Genomic DNA, 24,870 nt, shown 5'->3' on the forward strand with positions numbered 1-24,870 from the left:
TGATCGTCGTTCAGTTCGTAGCGGATAAACAGACGACCACCGTCAAAGTCCCCTTTCGTGTAGGTCACTCCGCAGTCGTGTCAATCGGCGTCTAAAAGGGACCCCTTATCGGCGTGCAATAGGGACCCCCTTTTGGGGTTCGTGATGGACGTCACGAGCGCACCGCTTGCGAGGGTTGGGGCGTAGGGAGGGCGTAGCCCGACCGGAGGCTCAACCCTCGCTTGGCGTTCTTCGTGGTGGGTCAGCTGCGGTGTTTGAAGCGCCAGCTGTCGTTGCCGGTCTCGACGATGTCGCAGTGGTGGGTGATGCGGTCGAGCAGGGCCGTGGTCATCTTGGGATCGCCGAACACGGTCGGCCATTCGCCGAAGGCGAGGTTGGTCGTGACGATCACCGAGGTCCGCTCGTAGAGCTTGCTGATCAGGTGGAACAGCAACTGACCGCCCGAGCGGGCGAACGGCAGGTAGCCGAGCTCGTCGAGGACCACGACGTCGAGGCGGCAGAGGTGAGCAGCCAGCGCACCGGCCTTGCCCAGGCGGGTCTCCTCCTCGAGGCGGTTCACCAGGTCGACGGTGTTGAAGTAGCGGCCACGCGCCCCGGCGCGCACGACGTTGGCGATGATGGCCGTGGCCAAGTGGGTCTTGCCCGTGCCGGTCCCGCCGACCAGCACGATGTTGCGCCGGTTCGCCAGGAAGGAGCCGCTGTGAAGCGAGCGCACCAGTCCCTCGTTGATCGGCGTGCCGTCGAACACGAAGGCGTCGAGGTCCTTCACGGCCGGCAGCTTGGCTGCCGCCATCCGGTACCGGATGGAAGCCGCATGCCGGTGGGTCGTCTCGGCGCGGAGCAGGTCGGCGAGGATCTCCATGGTCGTACGCTTGCGCTGCAGGCCCGTGGTGACCGCTTCGTCGAAGGCGCCGGCCATGCCCTTGAGGCCCAGGCCGGTCAGGGCCGCCATCATCTCATGCCGCTGCATGCAGGCCTCGCAAGCTGTCGTAGCGGTCGCAGTCCGCCAGAGGCGGATGCCGCAGCGCCAGGTCGTCCGGTGTGACGATGCTCAGCGGCCGGGGCGGTTCGCGCCGGCGCGCCAGGATGTTGAGGATGACGTCGTCGCTGACGGTCCCGGCGGCGAGCGCCTCGCGCGCGGCAGCCTCGACCGGCTCCAGGCCGTCTTCCAGCACCGCCGCCAGCACCCGCACGAACCGGCGATCGGCCTCGTCGCCTGAGCCCAGCTTGCGGCGCAGGCGCGCCAGCGCGGGCGGCAACTCCCAGTCCTGGAACGGCGCGCCATTGCGCAGGGCCCCGGGCTTGGTCGCCAGCACCGGCAGGTAATGCCAGGGATCGTAGAGGGTCCGGTCGCGACCGAAGAACCGACGATGGTCGGCGATGACCTCTCCCTCGCAGCGCACGACGATCCGGTCGGCATAGGCGCGGACCTGCACCGTGCGTCGCCCGGCTCTGGCCATCACCGAGTAGCGGTTGCGGTCGAAGCTGATCAGGCAGGTCCCCGTCACCGCGTGTTCGCTCTCGTGGAAGCCGTCGAACGGGCCCAGCATGGGCTGCAGCGCCGGACGCTCGGCGGCCAGGGCCTGAGCGACCGTCAGGTCCTTCTGCTCGGGATGCTGGCGCAGCTCGCCCCAGCGACGGCATTCTGCCTCCAGCCAGCCGTTCAGCTCCTCCAGGCTGGTGAAGCGCAGGCGCGGCTGGAAGAACCGTCCCCGCGCCGTCTGGACCTGGTGCTCGACCTGGCCCTTCTCCCAGCCGGCCGCTGGCGAACAGGCCGTCGGTTCGACCATGTAGTGGCTCGCCATGACCAGGAAGCGCCGGTTGAACAGCCGGTCCTTGCCCGTGAACACCGTCGTCACCGCCGTCTTCATGTTGTCGTAGATCCCGCGCGTCGGCACCCCGCCGAAGAAGGCGAACGCCCGCGCATGCGCGTCGAACAGCATCTCCTGGGTCTCGCGCGGGTAGGCCCGAACATAGATCGCGCGTGACGCGCACAGTCGCATGTGCGCCACCTTCACCCGCATCGGCTTGCCCGCGATCTCCACGTCCTCGTGGCTCCAGTCGAACTGGTAGGCTTCGCCCGGCTGGAACATCAGCGGGATGAACGTCGGCGCATCGGCTACGCCCCGGCGTCGCTTCAGCCGCCACCCCGCCGCGTAGCGCCGGACCGCGTCGTACGACCCGTCGAACCCCTCGCGCACCAGCAGGTCATGGACCCGCGTCATCCGCAGCTTCTCGCGCCGCGGCCGCGCCTCGTCCTCTTCCAGCAGTTCATCGAGCCTGGCCTGGAACGGCGCCAGCCTCGGCAACGGCTGCACCGCCCGCCGATAGGCGAACTCCGCATCAGGCTCCCGGATCGCCTTGCGCACCACCTTGCGCGACAATCGAAGGTCACGCGCGATCGCCTTGATCGCCTTCCCGGACGCAAACTCGCGCCGGATCCTCAACACCGTCTCCAACACCAACATCCCGAACTCGCCGCCTGACATCCGCCAAGCCGCCACCGTTAGACCTCAGGGATGAGGGGTCCTTATTCGACGCCGATCACACCGCTAACGGGGTCCCTTTTCCACGCCGATCCACACCGCAGTCGTCCATGAGGGCTACGAACTCGGCGAGAGGATTGGTGGCCTCGCCTGCTTTCAACAGGTTGGCCAGTTCGATCTGCCGATGCAGCGACCTGAAAGCGCGTTCCGGGCCAATAAGCAGACCAGTCTCGGAGAACCTTTCATAGTTGGCTTTTCGAATGGACCAAACGTATTCGGAATGATCGATCACATAATCTGCAAGGACTGTGAAAGCAGTATAAGCCTTCTGTCCGTAATCCGGGTTCACGTAGTAAATGTAGTTGGGCATAGGAGCCTCCGTTGCTTGGGAGAATGATCTAGAGGTTAGGCCCAATTGGGCGTCAAGAGGCGAAAATCAGGCGGCATTAGCTAAAATGACTGGGATTTCGACGGGGAAAATGGCAGACATGATGTCTATTATATTAGAGACCGCGCGTATTAATGTTGCGACTACTTAAGGGCCGCAACGCAAACGAATTTCGCTGCTCTCGATTTACGAACCGCTGTTATGCCGGCCGAGCGGGATGCGGTCTGACGTAGGTCTCAGCATTTAGATTTTTTCGTTCCACCCCGACCGCGTTGCATGCGACCATTATCGCTTAGATAGTTGGACCGATTTTACTCCCGCAAAGGTGGTCCAATGCTTCCTTTTTTTTGCGGATAGCTCGCAGTTGCGGGTGTGCACGGGAACCGGAGAAAGACCCGCCCGCTGGTCAGGCGGGCAGTCTCTGTCGCTCAGTTTAGGTCAGGGAGTTCGAGCAAGATTGGCACAGCGTCGAAGCTGTCGAACCCATCGAACATCCACATCGTCCCTTCGGGCGGAGGTCCAAGGCTTTCCTTGAGTGCGGCAATCTCTGTATTTCGAGGATCGGGCTTGGGGGCGCTAGGCGAGGCCCCATTGATGCGATCAGCGATCCGGCCATGCCCTTTGTAGGTATGCGACTTGACCGTTTCCTCTGCCTCAGCAGTCTGGGCTACATCGGGCGTTGCGTCTGGCTCTGGGCTGGAGGGCTCTCCAACGTCATGCTGTTGCAATGATTGCACTGGCTCGGGAGCCGAAGGCGAAGCGGTCGCCTCTCTAGCCTCTTTGATAGAGAACAGGAGAAGCCTGTCAGGGGCTGTCTGGTATCGGTCCCCAGCGAGCTTGATGTTCTTTTGAAGGGAGTCTTCGGCGATTTCGAGGATATCGGCCCTCACGTAAGGACCATCCAATGTAGTTCTAGTGTGTTTCTCGACCATCTGCTTAACGAGAGCAAAATCGCTTAGCTTTTTATGCCCCACATGGTTCTGTAGTAGGCGCATCAGTAATCTGTCATACACATCCTGAGGGATAAGTACGTCTTGCATTATTTAACTCTTAATAAATATCTCCTCTCATCAAACGCATTAAAGCCCCACTGCGGGGCTTAATATGAGATATGATTGAGCTTTTACATTAGTTCTTATCTTCTCTCTGTTGGTTCTAAGACAGCAACAAAATGAGAAAGAAAATCAGAAGGAGAATTAATCTGAATGAACAGGAAGAAAAATATCATAAACAGGGAGAAAAGTCAAGCTCTCTTCTCTGTTAAGCTGAGGGCTTACGCCCGAGGCTAGGAAATAAGAAGGGTTTCGCTCGCAGGACCGCGCCGCCGGCCATTTGCCCCTCAGTAGCCCGTGCAGACTCAAGTCGCCGCAGGTGCCCTCTGATGCCGGACAGCCATTACCGCGCCCCTAGGGGCCATCCAGAGTCATTCTAGAGGGTTAGAACCAATCAGGGTCGCTGAGGCGTCGGTGCAGGTCGCTGGATCATGAAACGGGACAGGAAAGAGCTAGCTTTGATCGCCCTGTTGATCGTTGTGACAGCGGCTCAAGCCGCCAAGGCTATATGGGGCTGGTTCCGGTCGCACAGCGGACGTCTCGACATCTGTGACGTCGGAAATATATGCTGGCTTAGCAAAGGAGCGAACATGACGCGCGATCCCATCACCATCGCTGCCTACGCAGCCCTCATGCTATTGGTTGTCGCTACAGCCGCAGTTGGCTTGTTTTATCATTTCGGCAGTAACGGCGACCGCTTCCAGCCATGGATTTTTCCTATGTGCATGGCTACTTTTGCCGGTGCTCTGCTGGTGGATCGCTTGTCCAAAAAACGGTCGCGCTAACACTGAGGTCATCTACGACGACCGCAGTAGGCAGGGTCCGCTTTGGGTCGTTCTAGGATATTGGCTCCTTGTCTGAAGGCGGACCTCCCGGCCCAAACATTGAACCAGCTTTTGCTCGGTCGCCGGGTGAGTGGGATAGCAACCACCACAAGAGCCTTTGTACGGAACCGTACACCTTAACCCTACGTAAACTTTTCGTTGCCGATCTGAGAAATCAGTGTTTCTCTACGCGCTATGGGGAAGTTGCTAGACAGTCTGTTGACTGGTGCGCCGGTTCGTCGGGTTTACGACCCTGACGGGCTGAACCTGTATCCTATCCCCGGTCACGAAATAGACTTTGACGACTTAGTCCGGACCATCACTGCCAAGGCTGGTGAGGAATACGTAGCCTTTCCGGTACCAGCGGGGCCGCACCATTATGACGGCTTGCTGGTTGTGGGGTTAGAATAGCGGAACGGCGCTGATAGCGGGCAACCGTTCCATACCGCCGCGTCGGTACAGTAAGCCAGAGGCGATCTGCCCAAAATTAATGCGCAAGGGGGCGAGTGGTTCAACCTGACAAAGGTCATCCTTGGGAGGCATGAAAAACCCGGCGCAGAGGCCGGGCTGATCATCGTCTTGTTGCGCTGCCTATTCGGCTGCTGGAGCCTTGGTCGCTCTGGGCTTTTTCGCGGGACCCTTTGGCTTCCGCCCTCCAACTCCTAGCCCCATGGACTTGGCCAATGCGCTACGTGCAGCGGAGTAGCTAGGAGAGACCATTGGATAGTCTTTGCCGAGCCCGAAAGTGTTGCGATAGCTCTCAGGCGTGTAGCCGTGCCGGGCTAGGTGGCGTTTCAGGCTCTTGTACGATTTGCCATCAACAAAACTGATCAGCATGTCAGGCTGAATGGACTTCTTGATTTCAGCCTTGGTTTTGGTGAGGTCTTCTGTCTCTTCAACCGGGGCAGGAGCTCCGTCGTCTAAGCCTTTGAGCGTGGCAAACGTGTCCTTGATCAGAGCTTGAAAGTCATCAGGAGACAGGCGATTGTTCGCGTTCGAAGCATATGAGGATGCTAGCTCAATCGTCGCGCTGAAAATGTCGTTGGACGTATCGTAGGTTTCGTCAGCCAATGTTGCTCTCCTGAGTTGATGGTGTGGAAACTAAATGGCATTCGCTGACAATGAAAGACCGGATCACTGGGCAAGATGACTAACAGTTCAAAAAGTTCTTAGCGCTGACTTCAACAGGGAAATGGTCGCACTCCTTTTTGGCCACAACTTTTGTCGCGCTTAAGCTTCGTATGCGGTTTGGGGCCGCCATCAAGATTGCTGGGTCTGAACGTCACCGTTCACCACTCATAGTCACCGGGTGGCAAGGTGCCGATGCTCTGATCGGGCATGGTCGTCATTCCCTTCAGGCCAAAAGCCAAGCGGCGTAGCTCACTCAGGCCAGTGGTGGCGGCGACGTTCGTCGCAACTCTTGCACTGACGACATACGCGCTAGCGCCCAATCTACCGGCCAAGGCCTTCCTGTTCCGCGTCACTCACCGAGCGGTCTCTCAGCAGCACTTCGCGAACTGCTCCATGGCTAGGGCAGAGGGAAGGGAGAGCATCCGCCGTGGTGATCTGGCGTACCGCTCCGAACTGGATAGGGACAGCGACGGCTTGGCGTGTGAGCCGGTCCGCTAAGCTAGCCTCTCCAACCTTCCTGTTGAAAACCAGAACAGAGAGGGAACATACCATTGCCTAGTTCCGTGAAGGACGCCTAGATCGGACTCGGTCGGCGCAATGGAGGATGGTCATGGAAGACAGAACCAGCGCGCTTGTGGATGCCCTGAGCAAGCTTGACCTGACGAGTGCAGACGGCAGGGCTGGGATCGGCACACTGCTAGCCGAGATAGAACGCCGGGCCCCCGGCTCGATCCTGCAACAGGCAGCGAGGATACAGCTTCAAAGCTTGGGCCTCACCACGGCCCGGTGACGGGATGGGGCGAAAGAACCCTGACCGCTACACCGCTGACGAATGGAAGTTTGCCGGACGGACAGTAGGGGCGATCATCGCCAATCGGTGGATGGTCTATACCGAATGCGACCTCTGCGAACTGCGGATCAAGGCTGACCTAAAGCGCATTGCCCGTGAACGCGGTGCGAACTTCGATCTGTGGGGCCGATCAACCACCTGTCGCCGCATGGGTTGTCCCGGTCGCGTCATGTTCTGGGTCCGACCGCACGGTGCCAACGCGGACGTGGCTATGACTTAGGGCAGGGTCGGGCTTGCCTGTACCTCAGCCGCATCAACGACTCCCGGTCCCGAGACAATCTCTGAGGCGTCAGCAGACGCGATAAGCTCGGCCTCCTGCTGCGCAGCGAGCAGTTGAGAGTTGACCTCTCTCAATTCTGCCTGAAGGGTTCTCTGGCGTGCAATCTCGGCTGCCAGTTCCGCTTGTACATCGTAAGATTGGTCGGACGCATAGACGGCAGTAGGATAGTCATCTGTTTGGTGAGAAAGGCCGGCAGTCCCGCCTTGCTCATACATTGAAGCCACGGCCACCGGTTCTTCTTCTTCGGGAACTTCGTCATAGGCACCTGTGAACATGCCGTAGACGACAACACAGCCGAGAGCGATCCACGACCATTTGCTGTACCGCCAGCCATTCTTCGATTTGCCTAGAACACCATCCTGATAATAGGCATTGGCCTCTGGGGTATCTTCCTTGAAGCCAAAAAACGCGGTGTGCCTAACGAGGGTTCTGCAATGCCCACAAAGTCTCGCTGTGCTGGACCTGATGGTTTCGCTGCAAACAGGACACGTACCGGCGTAGCTCATAAATGACTCCCCTCACTCAGGAGAGCATGGGCAATACATCCTGACCTTGCGTTAGCGAGTTTGGTTTCCCGCCGGTGAACGAAGCGGGCCCTCGTCTGTATCGCAAACGACCCTTTTCAATTCACCACCGTGGGCCGGATCGAAAAATAGCTTGCTCCGCATTTAGATACATGTAGAATTCCGCTACAGGTTTTGGATACAGGAACGGGTCTATGAGCCGGGTATTTGCCTACTGCCGTGTGAGTACGGCTGACCAAACCACCGACAATCAGGTTCAGGAGATTTCCGGTGCGGGGTTCGCTGTCGAGACGCATCGCATCATCTGCGAGACAGTCTCGGGCTCTGTCGCTGCGATGGAGCGAACTGCTTTTTCCAAGCTAGCGGACCGGCTCGAAAAAGGGGACGTATTGGTCGTCACCAAACTCGACCGGCTTGGGCGAAACGCTATGGACGTGAGAGCCACTGTCGAGAGGTTGGCCGCGTCCGGTGTCCGCGTTCACTGTCTGGCCTTAGGGGGAGTGGACCTGTGCAGCCCTGCCGGAAAAATGACCATGGGAGTGATCGCTGCCGTCGCTGAGTTTGAGCGTGACTTGTTGATCGAGCGCACCCAATCGGGGCTGAAACGAGCCAAGGAACAGGGGAAGGTTCTGGGAAGGCCTTCGAAACTCACAGCTTCGCAACAAGCAGATATCGTCGCCAAGCGAGCGGAGGGGATGACGCTTGGCGCGCTGGCCAAGACCTATGGTGTGGACCGTTCGATGATCCAACGGGCAACAAGACGGGTGCTTTCACGCTAGCGTCTGGCCCGTCCATTTTGCAGGTATACTGGGAACTGGAGCTACCATACGGGACGGTCAGAGCGTCTCATGCCCCGTCGTTCAAGGGGGGCTCCTCCCGTGCATTGGCGTTCCTCAACTTCTAGCGGTAAAGCTTGCCTAAGCAGGAGGGGTACACGTGCAGAAGCCCGCGAACGAGTGGCCGGAGACTGAGCGAGCAAGAAGCGTTCTTTTTGTAGCGCAAGCGATCTCATCCTTGGTTGCGACCGACACGTTCGAAAGTTTTCGAATGATGACATTGGACACGCCCGCCCGGCTTGGAGAAGCCATTGCGCTGTTAAGAGACATTGAGTCAGGCCAGCTACCTAGAGCCACATTCGGTCCCGTGAAAGATGAACTAGCGTGGTCAATCGAGTTCGATCCAGCAATAAATCATAAGGTTCACGACGAACCGTCAATGCTGCTGCGCAGCCTGAGGTCAATTCAATCCCTCGAAAAGTTCGACATTCGAAGGCTGTCGACGCAAATCCAAGTTACGTCTAACCGCGTAACTCCGGGATATAAGGAACGGTTAGAGAGAATAATAATTGAAAATTATAACGAAATTAGTCGTCGAAAACAAACACTAAGTGCTGTATCATTTTATTGCACCCATATAATAAATCTAGGATATTCGAGAGAATATGTTCTGAATTCGGCCAAGAGATACTTTTTTACCGAACGAGTTGAGCGCGCTGGCGCTAGAAAGCTAAAGGGATTTTTTAGCTTATTTGATGGCCTTGAGTATAAGTTTACATGCTATGCGGCGGTATCTCCGCACTTTGCAACGTATCTAGACGGAATCGTATCTGGAAACATACTACAACTGTCAGATCTGCCTGTAGCAGTCTCAGAATCATTCACAGATCACTGGGAGTATGACGAAGAGTTTCGATACGTAAAGTTCCAGACAAAGGCTAGAGACCGATACATTGCTTCATTTAAGCTCATAGAGGAGCTTTCTAGGCTACGCTCTGTCACAATTCTAGTTAGCCGGACATTTGAAGCCAGCTGGATGGACGACGTTTATGTAATACGAGGTTCATCAGATTCGGGAGATATGGTACAGAAAGCATCGGTTCGTCTTAGCCGAAAGACATTTAACCCCCGTCTAGCTGGAAACTCAGCTAGGGACTCAAAATCGTTAACAGAATCGATTGACTCTCAGTTTAACATCGCGTCTAGAGACCGAATTCTAAATTCTCTAAGTACTACCTTTACAGCAGCCGCTTCAGACGATCCTGAGTCAAGGCTTATATCCTTGTGGTCAGCGTTTGAAATACTCTTACGAGAACCGTCTGCTGGGACGCCAAGAATCGTTCACTACGCTGAGTTAATAGCGCCATGTATCGCCCGCAACTACGCACGGCGTACATTTGCGGCTACCTATAACGGCCTCCTTGTAAATCATCGAACAGACACATCGTGGTTCACGGAATTTGCCAGCGAAGGCGGTCGATACAATAGGTACCAATCATTTGTACGGGGCATAATACTTCATGATTTCCATGAACACTTTCGAGATTTCAATCGTCGTATATCTCAGAATCCTTTGGCCTGTTTTAGGCTGCATGAACTGAGAGATAAGTGGTCAACTCCAAAAAAGTACAGTGATTCTATAGAAAAGCATGAGTCAAAGCTGATGTGGCAGACACACCGAATATATAGAGCAAGAAACAATTTGGTGCATTCTGGTAGAGTTCCGGCGTACCTTGATTCTCTTACGATAAATGTTTTTGAATATTATAGAAACGCACTTGCGGCGATTGTGAGGGACTCAAAGGATTATATGCCAACATCGGATATTGACCATGTTGTCGAATTTATCCGAATGAAGCATCACGGTCAGAAGCTTATGGTCAATGAGATGCGCGGAGACGACGAATTCACCTTGGAACAAATCGACGTCGTGTTCGGTAAATCTTAGATCGCCTCGCTCTGATGCCTGTCGCGTTCTGAATCGACGAACACCATTCTCAGACCCGTGGCCAGCGCCGGAGGCATGTGGCGGGAACCGCACTCAAAGCTTTCATTATGAGCCCCTCCATTGCCGGAGGGTGCACAAGAGACGCCCGAAACTGCCGTAAGCTGTATGGCTGACAAGGAATGTCTGCATGCTGCTGAAAAGCAGGCAGGCCCTCCTTTCGATCTACGGCCGATCACCTACTCAGATAGCAAGAAGCTCGGGGCCGTTCCCAAGGCCTGAGCGAGCCGAACCAGCACCAAAAGACTCGGATTTCTTCGGCCTCTTTCGATCCTACCTAGATAGGTGAGGTCAATCTCGGAGTCGTGTGCAAGCTGCTCCTGTGACAGGCCACGCTCAAGGCGAAGCCGTCTGACGTTTCCCCCCACGATGGCCCGCCAATCCATTTGCGGAGAGAGCAGGATCGGGCTTAGGTCTCAGTGCGCATACCAGCGATGACTTTCTGAAGGGCGTCCAGCATGGCTGTCGGCTTGCAACCTGTGGCACCGATGAAGTCGACGAACTCGATCACGTCGATCCGCCGTTCACCGCGCTCCAGCTTCGAAACGTAGGATTGGGGCTTACCTAGCCGGTTGGCCATTTCCGTTTGCGTCAAGCCCGCCGTTCTGCGGCATGCCCTGAGGATGACGAGCAGTTCTTCATAGCGGTCGCTGTGTAGCGACTTGGTCATATGCGCCGTCCCGTTGAACGACGCTTTGCCTAAAACCCGATTTCGGATATCCCAGTACGGGTTATCGCGGAGGGTTCATGCTCTGGTGGGTCTTGGGAGCGCTTGCGCTAGTTGTGATCGCGATTCTGGGACTCTCGGCTGCCAATGGCACTGCCGCTGAGACTGAAGACGAGAGAGCGCTGCGGCGTCGACGCGAAAGCAGGAAAGAGGTCCAGCTTGAGCAGGATCGTGAAGCCAAAGAGCGTGAGGCCGAGTTCCTAGAGGCCAGAGCCGCGTCAGTGCAGGCGTTTGAGCATGATGCGCTACGAGGCTGGCCGTTCAAGAAATGCAAAATGGGAGAAACAAGAGCGGCGATTGCGTTCGAACCGCGAGGGTCAACGTTTGTAGTGGTTCACTACAAGGACTACCGCACGATCAACATCCTTAGTCAGGCTGAATACGACGCCTCCGACGTGCTTTCTGTTCAAGCAGACCAACTATTCAAGTCCTACGATAGGAAAATCGTCGACTATCAGACGGTGGAAACGAGGAAAAACAAAAGCGCAATCGGCAGAGGTGTGGCTGGAGCGGTTGTTGCCGGGCCTGTAGGCGCAATCGTAGGAGCGGTGTCCGCGTTGACACCTACCGTCACCACCGAGCGGGTCGCATCGGTCCGCTACGAGACAACGAAGTCCAAGGGCGATAGCCGCGTGATCCTGCATATGTCCGATATGGCATCAAGGCCGCTAGTGATGGATTTCGCCTTCGAGTCAGATGCTCATGCCTTGGTGGCGTGGATAGACGCTCACCGCAATGGTTCAGGTCGCTAGCGGATAGCTTCCACGCAACGCTTGTGTCTTGCCGGCTCGCGCGTATCGTTATGGGCGCAGATCGCCTCTGGCTTACTGTGCCGATGCGGCGGCTAGGAGCGGTGCCCGCATTCATGCGCCGCTTCACCAACCGTGGGTTAGTCCCGAGTCTCGGCACAAATGTTGAGGCCGGTCGCGTCACTCGGCTTGCATCGCAGACCGCATTCGAAGGTGCCCGTTTGTTGTCGACCAAATGTGGCAAGCGTCTCCGATGCAGCCACGCGGCACTGCTCGAAGGTTTTGAACCTCCCGATTTCGGCTGAGACAGTGAGATTGTCGGCGTCGGGATAGACGAAACCGGTCCATTGATCCTGTGCGCCACAGGAGACCAATCCGGTCAGACACAGGAATGCTAGGAGGGGTTGATGGCGCATGCGAGGTTTTACACCCGCTAGCAAGCCGTTGATATCATTGGACGACGAAACTGCACGTTTTACAGGCTAAGCCTCTGAAGTTTATGAGTTAGCCTAGGGCCTCCTCGCCTACCACGCCCGTCAGTACGGTCTCGGCGTTGCCTCGCAGGAGCGCTCACGAAGGCGCTCTTGCTCCCTCACCCAACGGCGGTCGTAGCGGGGATCGCTGGCGAAGGGGAGGGGCGGGTTGCGGCGGCCGAAGCGGGCCTCGCCCCAGTAGCGGGTGTCGTCGATGAAGCCGCCGCGCTGGTCGTACCAGCCGCAGCCGGCGTTGAAGCGGTTCAGCCCGGGCACGACATAGGCGTCGTTGACGTAGGCGATGCCCAGGGCACCCTCTTCCTCGGCCCACCACGACTGCGGATAGGGGCGTTGCTGGCACTCGAAGCCCTGTTCGCCGCGCCGCCAGAAGGGGACGAACCGGCCGCGATACTCGGGTCGGAACTCGGGCGAGCATTCCCGGCCGCGCGACCACAGGGAGTTGCCACGCGCATCGATGTCGCCGCGCGCGTCCTCGAAGAAGATCTGCTCGACGCCGGAGAAGGCGGTGTTGGTCACCACGGCGCGGCCGGCCTGTGCCACCACGCCGACGTATCGGGCGCGAACCCGAGAGCCGGTCAGGGTCAGCTCGCCGCCATAGACGACGACACCCTTGTCGGCGAGGCACAGTTTCGAGCCCTGGATGGTGACGCGGACCCCGTCCACGGCGACGCCCTCGCCATAGCCGCAGATGCGGCTGTTGACGATCGACAGTTCGCCCAGTTCTCGGCGCGAGCGGACGTTCACCCCGATGGCCCGCGGGCCGAAATTGGACGGGTTGTGTTCGCCGGTCAGGAAGACGTTGGTCAGGCTGGACGGTCCGCCGGGTCCAGGCGAGATTTCGACACCGGACTGGGCGTTGACCACATTCAGGCCCACGGCGGTCAGCGTCCCGGCATCGACCAGGATGGCGGGGCCGGTGGTCTGGGCGTTGATCGAGCTGGAGCGGATGTCGAGCACCCCGCCGCGCACCAGGATGGCCGCCTCGTCGCCGACGTGGCGCAGCGAGACGCGGTCCAGCGCGATCGTGGCCTCCTCCCCCGAGATGCAGGGGGCGTCGCCGGCCGTGGGCGAGGCCAGGGCGATGTCCTGGATCACGGCGCGAACGCCGGGTGCCACGGTGATACAGGGCAGGCCCTGCGGCGCCTGGAGCGTCACCGATCCGGCATAGCTGCCCGAGCCGCGAATGGTCATGGCCTTGTCGATGTTGATCCAGCCGACGCAGGGGCCGCCCGAGGCGCGGATGGTCAATGTGCCGCCGGGGGCTACGCGCCGGGCCGCCGCCTCGACACCGCCGCTGCCGGGATTGCCGCCACAGTCGACGACGACCTCGTTCTGAAGCCCACCGGGGTTGGGCGGGTAGCCGGGTCCGTAACCGGGACGTGGCGGCGCATAGTAATCCGGGCGGTGGTCGCGATAGTTGAAGCGGCGATGCTCACGCCGGGGCCGGCTGCTGGTCTGGGGGCTCAGCAGCAGGCCGAAGTTCGGTCGGGTCTGGCTCTCGACCCGCGCAGCGACCTGCGCCTGGGCCGGCGTCGGACTGGCAACGGCCAGAAACACGGCAGCGGCGACGGCGGCCCCGGCCAGCAGTCCAGTGGAGATGGCGAGGGCGGTCGATGACGTCTTCATGGCTCGCCCTCCTAGCGGCGCTGCGAACGGGAAACCTGGGCGAGGACCGCCTGCAGGCGCGAGGCCGAGGGGCCGAAACCCTCGAAGGCCGAATCGATCCGGTAGGCGACGGCCTGGGCCTTGTCCTGATCGGACACTCCGGCGACGCCGAGGGCGAAGAAGGTGGACATGGCGAACTTGGCCTCGCCGTTCCCCTGTTTGTCGGCCATCGAATACCAGTGGAAGGCGCGGGCGTAGTCGGCGGGAACGCCTATCCCCTCGGAATACATCACCGCCAGCACCATCTGGGCGTCGGACGATCCGTTGGTGGCGGCCAGCTGGATCGCGCGGACCTTCTCCAGCGGTGACAGGAAGCCGTCCATCGGATGGCCCAGCATGGCCTCCAGGGTCTCGACCTGGCGTTTGGACAGGCCGTTGGGTTCGCGCGCCACGTCCTCGGTCACGCCCAGGAACTTGAGCGCCCGGCCGACATGGACGAATGGCATCTCGCCCTGCATCCGCGACAGGGCGTATTCATAGGCGTCGCCGCGTGGCCGGCTCTCGTCGGAGAAGGGCACGCCCGACGGAGGAGCCTCGTTGGGATAGAATTCGTACGGCGGCACCCACTGACGCGCCTTGGCCTCGACGAAGGAGCCGGACCGGGCCCGCGTCGGTGACGACCGTTCGAAATCCTTGAGCAGGACATAGGCCCCGACGTCGCCGGTCTGCACCGCCAGATAGTTATAGAGGTAGGCGTCCACGTCGTTACGCTGGAACAGGTTGACGGCGGCGTTGCGCGACGCGCGCCAGCGTTCCTCGCGATTGGCTCCGTCCTTGCGGCCATAGGCCTCGCGCCCCTGAGGGTTGTCCTCGGGCTCGCCGAACGGACCGAACAGGCCGTCGTGAAGCCGGGCCAGGGTGCGGAAGCCCTTGGCGTCCTGGGTCGACAAGACATAGATCATCCGGTCGCGGACCTGCTCCTGTTCGTCGCGCGACATCCGGGACAGCTGCTCGTCCAGCTTCTGATAGGCGTTGTGGCGTTCCCACGCCCGGCAGTCGTCATAGCGCGACAGGGCCCTGAGGCCGCCGCCGAACAGGCCGCCGCGCTCGACGCGGTTGATCGGGGCGTAGCCCTCCTCGTTGGCGAGGGCGAGGCCGGTCCACACGGCGCTTTCGATCGGGTCCTCGATGTTCTTGTCGGTGGCGCGCACCGCCGCATAGCGGGTGCCGAGCTCCAGTTGCGCGAAGAAGTCGCCGCGGAAGGCGGCGCGGCGCAGCGCCCTCAAACCCTGTTCTTGGGCATTGAACTCGGACCCGGTCAGGGAGGCGGGGCGCGGACAGGCGTTGACGGCGGCAGCCCCATCCTTGCGCCACAGCGAAGGGCCACCTTCGCCGCAGCTGGTCAGGCCGGTCAGGGCGACGGCGGATGCGACCAGGGCCACGACGACGGTTGCGGGCCTGCGTGCAACACCGCGCGCGTGATCGCCTCGATCCTCCCGATCACCCATCACCAACCCCTCGAACCCCGTACTGGACATCCGGCGACCCCGGGTATCGCGTCAACCATTTCGCAATACGGCGTTCGGGTCCAGTGACTTCGCCTCATGGTTAACGTTGTTTTGCGACAAAGCGTTGCCGCAAAGGCGCGACTTTACCGCACAGCTTGATATCGCGGGTGAAATCAGGGTTTGAGCCGCTCGCCCGAAAGGGGAATCCGGCGCATCTCGCCCTGTGCCCCATGACCCCCTATATGCGCCGACCGCCCACAGAATCGCCCGCGCCATGTCCTATGTTCCCCGCACCGACCGCCCCGCCGACAAGGCCGCCTGCTATGCCGAGGTCGAGGGCGAGATCCTGGCCGTTCTCGACGGCGAGCCGAACCGCGTGGCCCGCATGGCGACGGTCGCCTCGATGCTGGCCGATGCCTTCGACAGTTATTTCTGGACGGGCTTCTATGTCGTCGATCCGGACAAGGCTGGGGCGGATGGGGCAGGGGAACTGGTCGTCGGCCCGTATCAGGGCACCCTGGGCTGTTTGCGCATCCCCTTCGGCCGGGGCGTCTGCGGGGCCGCAGCCGCGACCGGACTGACCCAGGTGGTCGAGGACGTCCACGCCTTCCCCGGCCATATCGCCTGCGACAGCCGCTCGGCGTCGGAGATCGTGGTGCCGGTGTTCGGGGCGGACGGCGTTCTGATCGCGGTGTTCGACGTGGACTCCACGGAAAAGGCGGCCTTCGATGGCGTGGATCGGGCGGCGCTGGAACGGCTTCTGGGGAAGGTGTTCGGCACTTGAACTCCCTCTCCCAGAGGGAGAGGGCTTGAGCCTCCGGGAGCGTAGCGATCGGCAAGGCGAAAGGGTGAGGGGTTACGGTGCGAAACGGCGAGGGCATAACCCCTCACCCTTTCGCGCAAGGACACTCGCAGCGCTCGTGTGCGCTCAAGCCCTCTCCCTCTGGGAGAGGGTTCGCAAAGTGCGGACGACGCCCTAAAGCATCGAGACGTTTCCGGATCGCTCAGCTTGCCCCCTTCCCATCCGCCATCGCCCAAAATCCCCGCCTGGGTCTGCGCGCCTGGCGTGCTGAAGGTCCCGTTCCTGGCCGAGTTCCTGCCGGAGTACGACCTGCGCGCTCTGCCCGGCCCCGACATCCGGGCCGTCATCGGCTGGGGGATGAAACCGACGGCGGCGGCGGGGCGGAAGTATGCGGCGAAGCGCGGCCTGCCCTATGTCGCGCTGGAGGACGGGTTTCTGCGCTCGGTCGGCTTGGGCGAAGCGGGGGCGACCTCGCTCAGCGTCATCGCGGACGACCTCGGCGTCTACTATGACGCGCACCGTCCCTCGCGGATGGAAGACCTGATCCGCACCGCGCCCGACTGGTGCGACGCCGCCATGATCGCCCGCGCGCGCGTCCTGATCGACCGCATCGTTGCGTCGGGCGTGTCCAAGACCAATATGGGCCAGCCGCTGGACCGTGCAGTCCTGAAACCCGGCCGGCGGGTCCTGGTGGTGGATCAGACCCTGGGCGACGCCTCGATCGGCTATGGCCTGGCCTCGCCCCAGTCGTTCGCCGAGATGATCGCGGCGGCCCGGCGCGACGAGCCTGATGCGCAACTGATCGTCAAACGGCACCCGGCCGTCGCTGCCGGGCGCAAACAGGGCTGTATCGCCACGGCCGACCTGACCGGCGTTACTCTGATCGACACGGACGTGCGACCTGCCGACCTGCTGGCGGTGGTGGACGCAGTCTATGTCGTCACTTCGGCTCTGGGATTCGAGGCCCTGCTGCGCGGGCTGCCCGTGCGGTGTTTCGGGGCACCCTTCTATTCGGGGTGGGGTGCGACGACCGATGCGATCGAGACCGGCCGTCGGGGCGGACCCCGCTCGGTCGAACAGATCGCCGTCGCCGCCCTGATCGTAGGCACCCGCTATGTCGATCCGGTCACCGGCCAACGCTGCGAGGCGGAACAGGCACTGGAGCGGTTGATCGCGCTACGGAACCGCGCAGACCGGCTGTCGGGCGTCTGGGCCGCCGCCGGGTTCGCACCGGCCAAGCGCCCCCCGATCCGCCGCCTGCTGAACTCGCCCAAGGGCTCTGTCCGCTATCACTGGTTCGCCCGCAACGCCGCGAAACAGGCGGAAGAGCAGAACGGTCGCCTGATCTGGTGGGCGGGCAAGGAGAGTGATCCGATCCGCGCTGCTGCCGCCGCGACGACCGCACCGACCGTGCGGATGGAGGACGGCTTCATCCGCTCGCGCGGCCTGGGGTCCGATTTTCACGGCGCTCTGTCGGTCGCCCTCGACGACCAGGGGGTCTATTATGACGCGCACCGCCCCAGCCGACTCGAAAGCCTGATCCAGGCGGGTGGGCTGGACGACAGGGCGCTCGCCCGTGCCGCAGCCTTGCGCGTCCGGATCGTCGAGGCGGGGCTGTCCAAATACAATATCCGGGGCGAGGCACCGGCCGGCTGGCCTTCCGACAGGGAACGCGTTCTCGTCGTCGGCCAGGTCGAGAACGACAAGTCGATCGCACTGGGCTGCACCGATATCCGTACCAACTCCGGCCTGGTCGAGGCGGCGCGACGGGATTTCCCTGACGCCTTCCTGATCTACCGCAACCATCCCGACGTCATGGCCGGAAACCGGCCCGGCCTGCTGGAGGCCCATGCGCTGGACGCCGTCGATGCGGTGGCCGACGACCTGGACATCATCGACTGTCTGAACGCCTGCGACCGGCTGGTCACCCTGACGTCCCTGTCGGGGTTCGAGACCCTGATGCGGGGCAAGGCGGTGACCACCTATGGCCGGCCCTTCTATGCCGGCTGGGGCCTGACCGACGACCGCACCGGTCCTTTCCCGAGACGCACGGAACGCGCCAGTCTGGATGCCCTGATCCACGCGGCCCTGATCGACTATCCGATCTACGTCAGCCCCTCCGGCTGGCCCTGCGAGGCGGAGGATCTGGTCGAGGCCCTGATCGCCGCCCGCGACCATCCGGTCCCGCCCGGACCGCGTGGCGTCATACCCCGCTGGTGGCGAGGCATCATGGCGTCTCTCGACCGGACGCCGCCACCGTCCTATTGAAGCCTTAGAAAAGCATCAGGTCGCTCTGCGCGCGCCTGGAACTCACGGACCGACGTCCCTCAAGCAGTGAGGCGCCGCGCGCCGAACGATAGGGACCACGAAGTGCAAGCGTCAGTCATCGCCGCCACCGGCCTGTTCACCCCCGAACAGTCGATCTCCAACGAGGAACTGGTCGAGGCCTACAACGCCTGGGCCGAGCAGTGGAACATCGACCACGCGCTCCAGATTCAGGAAGGTGACGTCGCCGCCCTGACCCCGTCCTCGGTCGCCTTCATCGAGAAGGCCTCGGGCATCAAGTCACGCTATGTCCTCGACAAGACCGGTATCGTCGACCCGAAGCGGATGGCCCCGAACATCCCCGAGCGTGGCAATGACGAGCTGTCGATCATGGCCGAGATGGCCGTCGCCGCCGCACGGCAGGCCATCGCCGCCTGGGGCAAGCCGGTCAGTGAGATCGGCGCGGTCCTGTGCGCCGCCTCCAACATGCCGCGCCCCTATCCGGCCCTGGCGGTCGAGGTCCAGCAGGCGCTGGGCATCGAGGGCTTCGGCTTCGACATGAACGTCGCCTGTTCCTCGGCGACGTTCGGCATCAAGACCGCCGCAGACTTCATCGGCTCGGGGTCGGTCAAGGCCGTGCTGATGGTCAACCCCGAGGTCTGTTCCGCCCACCTGAACTTCAAGGATCGCGACAGCCACTTCATCTTCGGTGACGTCGCCACCGCCGTGATCGTGGAAGCCGCCGATCAGGCGGGCCCCGGGGGCTGGGACATTCTGGGCACAAAGCTGAAGACCGTCTTCTCCAACAATATCCGCAACAATTTCGGCTTCCTGAACAACGCCGCGCCCGAAGGCATCGGCGCACCGGACAAGCTGTTCATCCAGCAGGGACGCAAGGTGTTCAAGGATGTGGTGCCGCTTGTATCGGACATGATCGTCGAGCACGCCGGTGAGCTCGGGCTTGATCCGCACGGGCTCAAGCGACTGTGGCTGCACCAGGCCAACATCAACATGAACGACTTCATCGGTCGCAAGGTGCTGGGTCGTGACCCGACGCCGGAAGAGAACGTCATCATCCTGGACGAGTACGCCAACACGTCATCCGCCGGATCGATCATTGCCTTCCACCTCAGGCACGACGGGTTCGAGCCCGGCGACACCGGCCTGATCTGCTCATTCGGCGCGGGCTATTCGGCAGGTACGGTGTTCGTGCGGAAGCGGGCCTGACGTCACTTCGGCCTGGTCGGATAGAGCGCTTCGATCAGATCGAGGCGGTCTGCGAAGGGGATGGGTTTGACCACGGGGCCGTCGTTCGTGAACTCCAGGAGCTGGTCGGGTGAGGAGCCTAGGTCGGGCCAGCGGACGGGAGCGCTTGCGCTGTTGGGATCCCCTGCCTTGGCGAAGTCGGTCCAGTAGCCGGCCATGACGTCGGCGACGCGCTGGTCTCGGGTGTCGGTGGGCCAGGGCGAGGCGGTCAGTGTGTCGAACACATACTGGCGTTCCGAGGCGTGGGGCGCGCCGCCGTGGGGCATGGTCATGCCCTCCGAAACGACATCGAACCGATAAAGCCAGGTCGGGTAGCCCCGTCCGGCGTGCAGTCGCGCGAGGCGCCTCGCCGGCTCATTGAAGACCAGATCACTGACGATATGGTCGTCATAGCCGGCCTGATCGCCATAGACGGCGAGCAGCGCTGCTTTCTGGTCGGGCGTCTGGCCGTCGAGACGGTCGCGGTAGGGCGGCACATAGGACGGGCTCGCGCGCCAGAACTCCGCCGAGTTGGTTCCGATGATCAGAGGCACGGGGGCCTGGGAGCCATTGGCGAAGGCGGTTTCGACGTCGGTGGCGAGGATGGCACCGTCGGTGAGGATCAGGTCGCCGTCATAGAAGCTGGGTGCCGGGGTCAGCAGGCGTTCGGCGGGGACGGCGCGCAGGGCCTCGGCCGTGGGTGTGATCCCGGCGTCATAGGCCCAGGCCGCGCCACGCGCGCGGGTCGGGCGCAGGGTCCCGTCCGGCACCTCGATCAGGGGGGCACCCTGCTGGCGGCCGAGGCCCGATTCGACCACCGCGCGCGCGAACAGACCCCGCGCGCGCTCTGCGACCATCAACTGGGTCACCGCGACGCCGCCGGCCGACTCGCCGAAGATCGTGACCTGGGCCGGATGACCGCCGAATGACGCGATGTTGTCGCGCACCCATTCCAGGGCCGCTATCATGTCCATGACGCCGTAGTTGCCCGCAGGCTCGCCCGCCGCCCGCTCGGCCGCCAGGGCCGGATGGTCGAAAAAGCCCAGTCGGCCGAGGCGATAGTTCAAGGTCACGACGACCACGCCGCGCTTCGCAAGGTTCGATCCGTCGTAGAGCGCCGCCGTGCCCGAGCCGTTGATGTAACCGCCGCCGTGGATCCAGACCATGACGGGCAGGGGGCCGCTGCGACCCTGAGGTGCCCAGACATTCAGGGTCAGGCAGTCTTCGCTCATCGGCAGGGGGCCGACGCCGTTGTCGCCGTTGGCGGGCGGCTGGATGCAGATGGCGCCGACCGAGCCTGCGTCGCGAGGTCCGGACCATGGCTCGGGCACCTGGGGCGGACGCCAGCGCAAGGGGCCGACGGGCGGCGCAGCATACCGAATGCCCCTGAAGCTCTCGACACCCCCGACTTCACGCCCGACCAGAACGCCCTGTCGGGTCTGGGCCGTCGGGTCGGAGGAGGCAGGCGGGGTCGTCATCAGGAGCACGGCACCGAGAAGGGAAGAGATGAGCATGATCTGTCTCTAGACGCGATGGCCCACTTCGCCCAAATCCCGCCTGTGTACGATCGACGACAATCCGATGAACCATTCACGGGCTTGAGCGTTAGTCGGCGCGTTCGGCGGGGATTGCATTGAAAGAACTGGTCAAATCGAGCGATCTCGCGATCGATCTGGCGACGGCGTTCGATGCGTCGCCGAATCCCTATGTGCTGCTCTACCCGGACCTTTGCGTCGCGGGGATGAACCAGGCCTATCTGGACATCACCCACAGCCGGCGTGAGGACATCCTCGGCCAGCCGATCTTCGGGTCCTTCGATTCGGGGCCGAGCGACGAGGCTCCGGAGAATGTGCGCCAGGTCCGCACCTCGATGGAAAAGGCGATCGCCACCCGACGACCCGACCATCTGGCTGTGGTGAAGTTCTCCATCGCGCGCGACCTGCCCGAGGGCGGCCGCGTCTTCGAGGACCGGTTCTGGAGTGCAACCCATACGCCGGTCCTGAACAGGGACGGCGAGGTCGTCATGCTGTTGCAGCATACGACCGACATCACCGAGTTGGAACGGCTGCGACAGATGTCGGCCGCCGGCACGGATGGAGCCGTCAGCGCCCTGGACGCGATGGTTGGCGGAGGCCTTCTGGCGCGGGCCCGGCATGTTCAGGAGGACAACCGTCGCCTCTCGATCGAGCGCAACCGACTGACCGAGATGTTCATGCAGGCGCCGGGGTTCATCGCCGTGCTGTCAGGACCTGATCACCGGTTCGAGCTGTTCAATGAGGCCTATCGCCGCCTGACGGACCATCGCGAGCTGGCGGGCAAGACTGTGGCCGAGGCCCTGCCTGAGGTAGTCGAGCAGGGCTATATCGACATGCTGGACACGGTGTTCGAGACCGGTGAGCCGGTGGAGGGGCGCGGTAGCCTGTTGCGGCTTCAGGCCGTGCGGGACGGTCCCTTCGAGGACGCCTATGTCGATTTCATCTACCAGCCGATCCGGGAGGACGGCGGCAAGGTGGTGGGCATCTTCGTGCAGGGCCACGATGTCACTGACAACGTCTTGGCCGCCCAGCGCCAGAAACTGATGATCGACGAGCTGAACCACAGGGTGAAGAATACCCTTGCCACCGTCCAGTCCATCGCCATGCAGACGGCGCGCTCCCATACCGATCCGCGCGCCTTTGCCGAGTCTTTCCAGGCCCGGCTTCTGTCGCTGTCGCACACCCACGACCTGTTGACCCGCAGTCACTGGGAAGGTGCCGACCTGGGCGACATCCTGCGGCACGAGACCGAGGCACACGAGACGCACCGGATATCGGCCAATGGGCCGCCTGTGCCGCTGGGCCCGGCATTCGCCCTGTCGCTGGGGATGATCTTTCACGAGCTGGCGACCAATGCGGCCAAGTACGGTGCCTTGTCGGCACCGGGTGGGCGCGTGCTGGTCGACTGGTCGATCGCCGACCAGACCGACCGGCGTCTGGTCGTCGAATGGCGCGAAACCGGCGGGCCCACCGTGGCGACACCGGAACGGCGCGGCTTCGGCACCCGGATGATCGAGCGCAATGTGCGTCATGATCTGGCGGGCGAGGTGGAACTCCGCTACCTCGAAAGCGGCCTCAACGCCCGCATCACTGTTCCGCTGGATCGCGCCGTCCCATGACCCACCCCCTGAACGGCCGCCGCATCCTGATCGTCGAGGACGAGAGTCTGGTGGCCATGCTGCTGGAGACGATACTGGAGGATATGGGCTGCACCCCGGTCGGGCCGATCGCGAGCGTGGCCGAGGCCCTGGCCCTGCTGTCCGATCCCGAACTCGAAGGGATCGATGCGGCTCTGCTGGACGTCAATGTGGCGGGCCACGAGGTCTTCCCGGTCGCGGAGGCCTTGGCGACGCGGGGTACGCCCTTCGTGTTCTCCACCGGATATGGCCAGGGCGGACTGCCGGACCGGTGGCGCAATCATTCGACGATCCAGAAGCCCTTCACCGAGGCGGCGGTGCAGCAGGCCCTGATGGACGCGGTTGGGGTGGCTAACGTCTAGCGACGAACGTCCTTGAGGACGGCGCGGGCGGCATTATGTCCCGGCGCACCGGTCACGCCGCCGCCCGGATGGCTGCCGGAACCGCACAGATACAGACCCGGAACCGGCATCCGGTGATCGGCGTGGCCCAGCACCGGGCGGGCGCTGAACAGCTGGTCCAGGGTCAGTCGGCCATGGAAGATGTCGCCGCCGATCAGTCCGAAGCGCCGTTCCAGATCGCGGGGCCCCAGCGCCAGCCGGCCGATCACCGAGGCCTTGAAGCCCGGGGCGGCCTTGTCGACGGTCTCGATCATCAGGTCGGCGACGGTGTCGCGATGGGCGTCGTCGAGATCGGGCGATACGTGCTGGCAGAACAGGCTGGCGACGTGCGCTCCGGGTGGGGCGAGGCTGTCGTCCAGGGTCGAGGGGATCAGCATCTCCACGATCGGCTCGGAGGACCAGCTGTTCAGCCGGGCCTGAGCGTGGGCCCGATCCATATAGGCCAGGCTGGGGGCGAGGATGATCCCCGCCGTCAGATGATCCCCGTCGCCAGGCAGGGCGGTGAAATCGGGCAGTTCGCTGAGCGCGACATTCATGCGGAAGGTGCCCGAGCCCGAGGCATAACGACTCATCCGCTCGGTGAAGTCGGCCGGGACCAAGGCCGGATCGACCAGCCGATCGAACAGCAGGCGCGGATGCAGGTTCGACACGACGGCGCGGGCGAGTATGACGTCGCCGGCCTCCGTGACCGCCCCGACGGTGCGGCCCTTCTCGGTCAGGACGGAGGCGACGGCGGTGTCCAGCCGTATCTCGACCCCCTGTTCGACACAGGCCGCCGCCATCGCCTGGGTGATCGCCCCCATGCCGCCGATGGCGTGACCCCAGACACCCTTGCGACCGTTCACCTCGCCGAAGACGTGGTGCAGCAGGACATAGGCCGAGCCGGGCGTATAGGGGCTGGCATAATTGCCCACGACGCTGTCGAAGCCGAACAGGGCCTTGATCGGATCGCTTTCGAACCAGCCGTCCAGCCAGTCGCCCGCCGACTTGGCGAACAGGTCCAGCACGTCGCGCCGCGCCGTCAGGTCCAGCCCGCCCATCCGCCGGGCCACGGATGCCGACTTCAGCATCTCGGGGATGGCCGCCAGCCAGCCGCCCAGGCCCTGAGAATCTGGCGGCAAGTTGGGCGGGATTTCGAGAACCAGGGCGCGCAGCACGGCCGCCACGGCCTCCAGCCGCGCCTCATAGTCGGGCAGTCGTTCGGCGTCGCGGGCAGAGAATTTCGCCACCTCGCCGGCGGTCCGACCCTCTCCGGCAGAAAGATGGCGACCGTCCGGCAGCGGCAGGAAGTTCGACATCCGGCGCTCGACCACGGTCAGGCCGTGCCGGGCCAGCTCCAGGTCGGCGATGATCTTCGGGTTCAGCAGGCTGACGGTGTAGCTGGCGGTGGAGTTGCGAAAGCCGGGATGGAACTCCTCCGTTACCGCCGCCCCGCCGACGACACCGCGCCCCTCCAGCACAGTGACCTTCAGGCCTGCCCGCGCCAGATAGAAGGCGCAGACCAGCCCGTTATGGCCGCCGCCCAGGATGACGATGTCAGTATCGGTATGCGCCATGGCTCCGAACTAGACCGACGGCAAGGGATC

20 protein-coding genes are annotated in these 24,870 nt (G+C 62.3%); 8 read left to right on the top strand and 12 right to left on the bottom strand.

The features are described 5' to 3' along the window. Nucleotides 1-241: 241 nt before the first annotated feature. The 4 genes from istB to O5K39_RS08470 all read right to left on the bottom strand — a co-directional run bounded on the left by istB (nt 242) and on the right by O5K39_RS08470 (nt 3,914). Nucleotides 242-970 carry an IS21-like element helper ATPase IstB gene (istB, locus tag O5K39_RS08455; RefSeq protein WP_271143524.1) on the bottom strand — a complete coding sequence of 243 codons (729 nt, stop codon included), beginning with the start codon at nt 968-970 and terminating at the stop codon, nt 242-244. Continuing rightward, the gene (gene istA / locus O5K39_RS08460) at nt 957-2,468 is read right to left on the bottom strand and encodes an IS21 family transposase (protein ID WP_271143525.1); all 1,512 of its coding nucleotides are present in this window, start codon (nt 2,466-2,468) and stop codon (nt 957-959) included. Before istA ends, istB begins: the two co-directional genes overlap by 14 nt. A gap of 76 nt (nt 2,469-2,544) precedes the next feature. Further along, entirely contained in the window at nt 2,545-2,856 is a 312-nt protein-coding gene (locus O5K39_RS08465; RefSeq protein ID WP_271146834.1) for a hypothetical protein, read from the bottom strand. Between the two features lie 446 nt (nt 2,857-3,302). After that, nucleotides 3,303-3,914, bottom strand: coding sequence for a hypothetical protein (locus tag O5K39_RS08470; RefSeq protein WP_271146835.1), 612 nt, complete (start codon nt 3,912-3,914; stop codon nt 3,303-3,305). 602 nt (nt 3,915-4,516) lie between these two features. Between O5K39_RS08470 and O5K39_RS08475 the strand changes: the two genes are divergently transcribed. Beyond that, complete coding sequence (locus O5K39_RS08475; RefSeq protein ID WP_271146836.1) at nt 4,517-4,711, top strand: hypothetical protein; 195 nt, start codon at nt 4,517-4,519, stop codon at nt 4,709-4,711. A 630-nt stretch (nt 4,712-5,341) separates the two neighbouring features. Here the strand turns inward: O5K39_RS08475 and O5K39_RS08480 are convergent. Beyond that, nucleotides 5,342-5,821, bottom strand: coding sequence for a MucR family transcriptional regulator (locus O5K39_RS08480; RefSeq protein ID WP_271146837.1), 480 nt, complete (start codon nt 5,819-5,821; stop codon nt 5,342-5,344). Nucleotides 5,822-6,947: 1,126 nt separating this feature from the next. Then, complete coding sequence (locus tag O5K39_RS08485; RefSeq protein ID WP_271146838.1) at nt 6,948-7,517, bottom strand: hypothetical protein; 570 nt, start codon at nt 7,515-7,517, stop codon at nt 6,948-6,950. Between the two features lie 212 nt (nt 7,518-7,729). Between O5K39_RS08485 and O5K39_RS08490 the strand changes: the two genes are divergently transcribed. Beyond that, a complete protein-coding gene (locus tag O5K39_RS08490) occupies nt 7,730-8,314 on the top strand; it encodes a recombinase family protein (RefSeq protein ID WP_271146839.1) in 585 nt (194 codons plus the stop codon). Nucleotides 8,315-10,495: 2,181 nt separating this feature from the next. On the opposite strand, the gene O5K39_RS08495 is transcribed toward O5K39_RS08490, so the two are convergent. Together O5K39_RS08495 and O5K39_RS08500 are read right to left on the bottom strand one after the other, a co-directional pair. Further along, a complete protein-coding gene (locus O5K39_RS08495; RefSeq protein ID WP_271146840.1) occupies nt 10,496-10,702 on the bottom strand; it encodes a helix-turn-helix transcriptional regulator in 207 nt (68 codons plus the stop codon). 23 nt (nt 10,703-10,725) lie between these two features. Further along, nucleotides 10,726-10,986, bottom strand: a complete 261-nt coding sequence (locus tag O5K39_RS08500; protein ID WP_271146841.1) for a helix-turn-helix transcriptional regulator — start codon at nt 10,984-10,986, stop codon at nt 10,726-10,728. Nucleotides 10,987-11,063: 77 nt separating this feature from the next. Between O5K39_RS08500 and O5K39_RS08505 the strand changes: the two genes are divergently transcribed. Continuing rightward, a complete protein-coding gene (locus tag O5K39_RS08505; protein ID WP_271146842.1) occupies nt 11,064-11,795 on the top strand; it encodes a hypothetical protein in 732 nt (243 codons plus the stop codon). 533 nt (nt 11,796-12,328) lie between these two features. Here the strand turns inward: O5K39_RS08505 and O5K39_RS08510 are convergent. Then, nucleotides 12,329-13,912, bottom strand: a complete 1,584-nt coding sequence (locus tag O5K39_RS08510) for a hypothetical protein (RefSeq protein ID WP_271146843.1) — start codon at nt 13,910-13,912, stop codon at nt 12,329-12,331. Nucleotides 13,913-13,923: 11 nt separating this feature from the next. Beyond that, nucleotides 13,924-15,429 carry a tetratricopeptide repeat protein gene (locus O5K39_RS08515; protein WP_271146844.1) on the bottom strand — a complete coding sequence of 502 codons (1,506 nt, stop codon included), beginning with the start codon at nt 15,427-15,429 and terminating at the stop codon, nt 13,924-13,926. A 244-nt stretch (nt 15,430-15,673) separates the two neighbouring features. On the opposite strand from O5K39_RS08515, the gene O5K39_RS08520 reads away from it, so the two are divergent. The 3 genes from O5K39_RS08520 (at nt 15,674) to O5K39_RS08530 (ending at nt 19,693) form a co-directional block, all read left to right on the top strand. Then, the gene (locus tag O5K39_RS08520) at nt 15,674-16,183 is read left to right on the top strand and encodes a GAF domain-containing protein (RefSeq protein ID WP_271146845.1); all 510 of its coding nucleotides are present in this window, start codon (nt 15,674-15,676) and stop codon (nt 16,181-16,183) included. A gap of 282 nt (nt 16,184-16,465) precedes the next feature. Continuing rightward, nucleotides 16,466-18,469, top strand: coding sequence for a capsular polysaccharide biosynthesis protein (locus tag O5K39_RS08525; protein WP_271146846.1), 2,004 nt, complete (start codon nt 16,466-16,468; stop codon nt 18,467-18,469). A gap of 102 nt (nt 18,470-18,571) precedes the next feature. After that, nucleotides 18,572-19,693, top strand: coding sequence for a beta-ketoacyl-ACP synthase III (locus O5K39_RS08530; protein WP_271146847.1), 1,122 nt, complete (start codon nt 18,572-18,574; stop codon nt 19,691-19,693). A 2-nt stretch (nt 19,694-19,695) separates the two neighbouring features. Here the strand turns inward: O5K39_RS08530 and O5K39_RS08535 are convergent, their stop codons facing one another. After that, the gene (locus O5K39_RS08535; protein WP_271146848.1) at nt 19,696-21,225 is read right to left on the bottom strand and encodes a carboxylesterase family protein; all 1,530 of its coding nucleotides are present in this window, start codon (nt 21,223-21,225) and stop codon (nt 19,696-19,698) included. A gap of 119 nt (nt 21,226-21,344) precedes the next feature. Between O5K39_RS08535 and O5K39_RS08540 the strand changes: the two genes are divergently transcribed. Continuing rightward, on the top strand, nt 21,345-22,865 hold the full coding sequence (locus tag O5K39_RS08540; protein ID WP_271146849.1) for a PAS domain-containing sensor histidine kinase: 1,521 nt from the start codon (nt 21,345-21,347) through the stop codon (nt 22,863-22,865). Further along, entirely contained in the window at nt 22,862-23,245 is a 384-nt protein-coding gene (locus O5K39_RS08545; RefSeq protein ID WP_271146850.1) for a response regulator, read from the top strand. The genes O5K39_RS08540 and O5K39_RS08545 overlap by 4 nt, the downstream gene beginning before the upstream one ends. Here O5K39_RS08545 and O5K39_RS08550 read toward each other — a convergent pair. Then, entirely contained in the window at nt 23,242-24,840 is a 1,599-nt protein-coding gene (locus tag O5K39_RS08550; RefSeq protein WP_271146851.1) for an NAD(P)/FAD-dependent oxidoreductase, read from the bottom strand. The two genes, O5K39_RS08545 and O5K39_RS08550, sit on opposite strands and share 4 nt — an antisense overlap. Nucleotides 24,841-24,870: the final 30 nt, after the last annotated feature.

The sequence above is a fragment of the Brevundimonas sp. NIBR10 genome (genome assembly GCF_027912515.1).
Taxonomy (GTDB): Bacteria; Pseudomonadota; Alphaproteobacteria; order Caulobacterales; family Caulobacteraceae; genus Brevundimonas.

Excerpts from the sequence above, each read along its gene's own strand:
- O5K39_RS08505 (WP_271146842.1), top strand. The coding sequence starts at position 11,064 with ATGCTCTGGTGGGTCTTGGGAGCGCTTGCGCTAGTTGTGATCGCGATT.
- O5K39_RS08510 (WP_271146843.1), bottom strand. The coding sequence starts at position 13,912 with ATGAAGACGTCATCGACCGCCCTCGCCATCTCCACTGGACTGCTGGCC.
- O5K39_RS08495 (WP_271146840.1), bottom strand. The coding sequence starts at position 10,702 with ATGGATTGGCGGGCCATCGTGGGGGGAAACGTCAGACGGCTTCGCCTT.
- O5K39_RS08535 (WP_271146848.1), bottom strand. The coding sequence starts at position 21,225 with ATGCTCATCTCTTCCCTTCTCGGTGCCGTGCTCCTGATGACGACCCCG.
- O5K39_RS08500 (WP_271146841.1), bottom strand. The coding sequence starts at position 10,986 with ATGACCAAGTCGCTACACAGCGACCGCTATGAAGAACTGCTCGTCATC.
- istA (WP_271143525.1), bottom strand. The coding sequence starts at position 2,468 with ATGTTGGTGTTGGAGACGGTGTTGAGGATCCGGCGCGAGTTTGCGTCC.
- O5K39_RS08470 (WP_271146835.1), bottom strand. The coding sequence starts at position 3,914 with ATGCAAGACGTACTTATCCCTCAGGATGTGTATGACAGATTACTGATG.
- istB (WP_271143524.1), bottom strand. The coding sequence starts at position 970 with ATGCAGCGGCATGAGATGATGGCGGCCCTGACCGGCCTGGGCCTCAAG.
- O5K39_RS08490 (WP_271146839.1), top strand. The coding sequence starts at position 7,730 with ATGAGCCGGGTATTTGCCTACTGCCGTGTGAGTACGGCTGACCAAACC.
- O5K39_RS08475 (WP_271146836.1), top strand. The coding sequence starts at position 4,517 with ATGACGCGCGATCCCATCACCATCGCTGCCTACGCAGCCCTCATGCTA.
- O5K39_RS08465 (WP_271146834.1), bottom strand. The coding sequence starts at position 2,856 with ATGCCCAACTACATTTACTACGTGAACCCGGATTACGGACAGAAGGCT.
- O5K39_RS08550 (WP_271146851.1), bottom strand. The coding sequence starts at position 24,840 with ATGGCGCATACCGATACTGACATCGTCATCCTGGGCGGCGGCCATAAC.
- O5K39_RS08545 (WP_271146850.1), top strand. The coding sequence starts at position 22,862 with ATGACCCACCCCCTGAACGGCCGCCGCATCCTGATCGTCGAGGACGAG.
- O5K39_RS08485 (WP_271146838.1), bottom strand. The coding sequence starts at position 7,517 with ATGAGCTACGCCGGTACGTGTCCTGTTTGCAGCGAAACCATCAGGTCC.
- O5K39_RS08515 (WP_271146844.1), bottom strand. The coding sequence starts at position 15,429 with ATGTCCAGTACGGGGTTCGAGGGGTTGGTGATGGGTGATCGGGAGGAT.
- O5K39_RS08520 (WP_271146845.1), top strand. The coding sequence starts at position 15,674 with ATGTCCTATGTTCCCCGCACCGACCGCCCCGCCGACAAGGCCGCCTGC.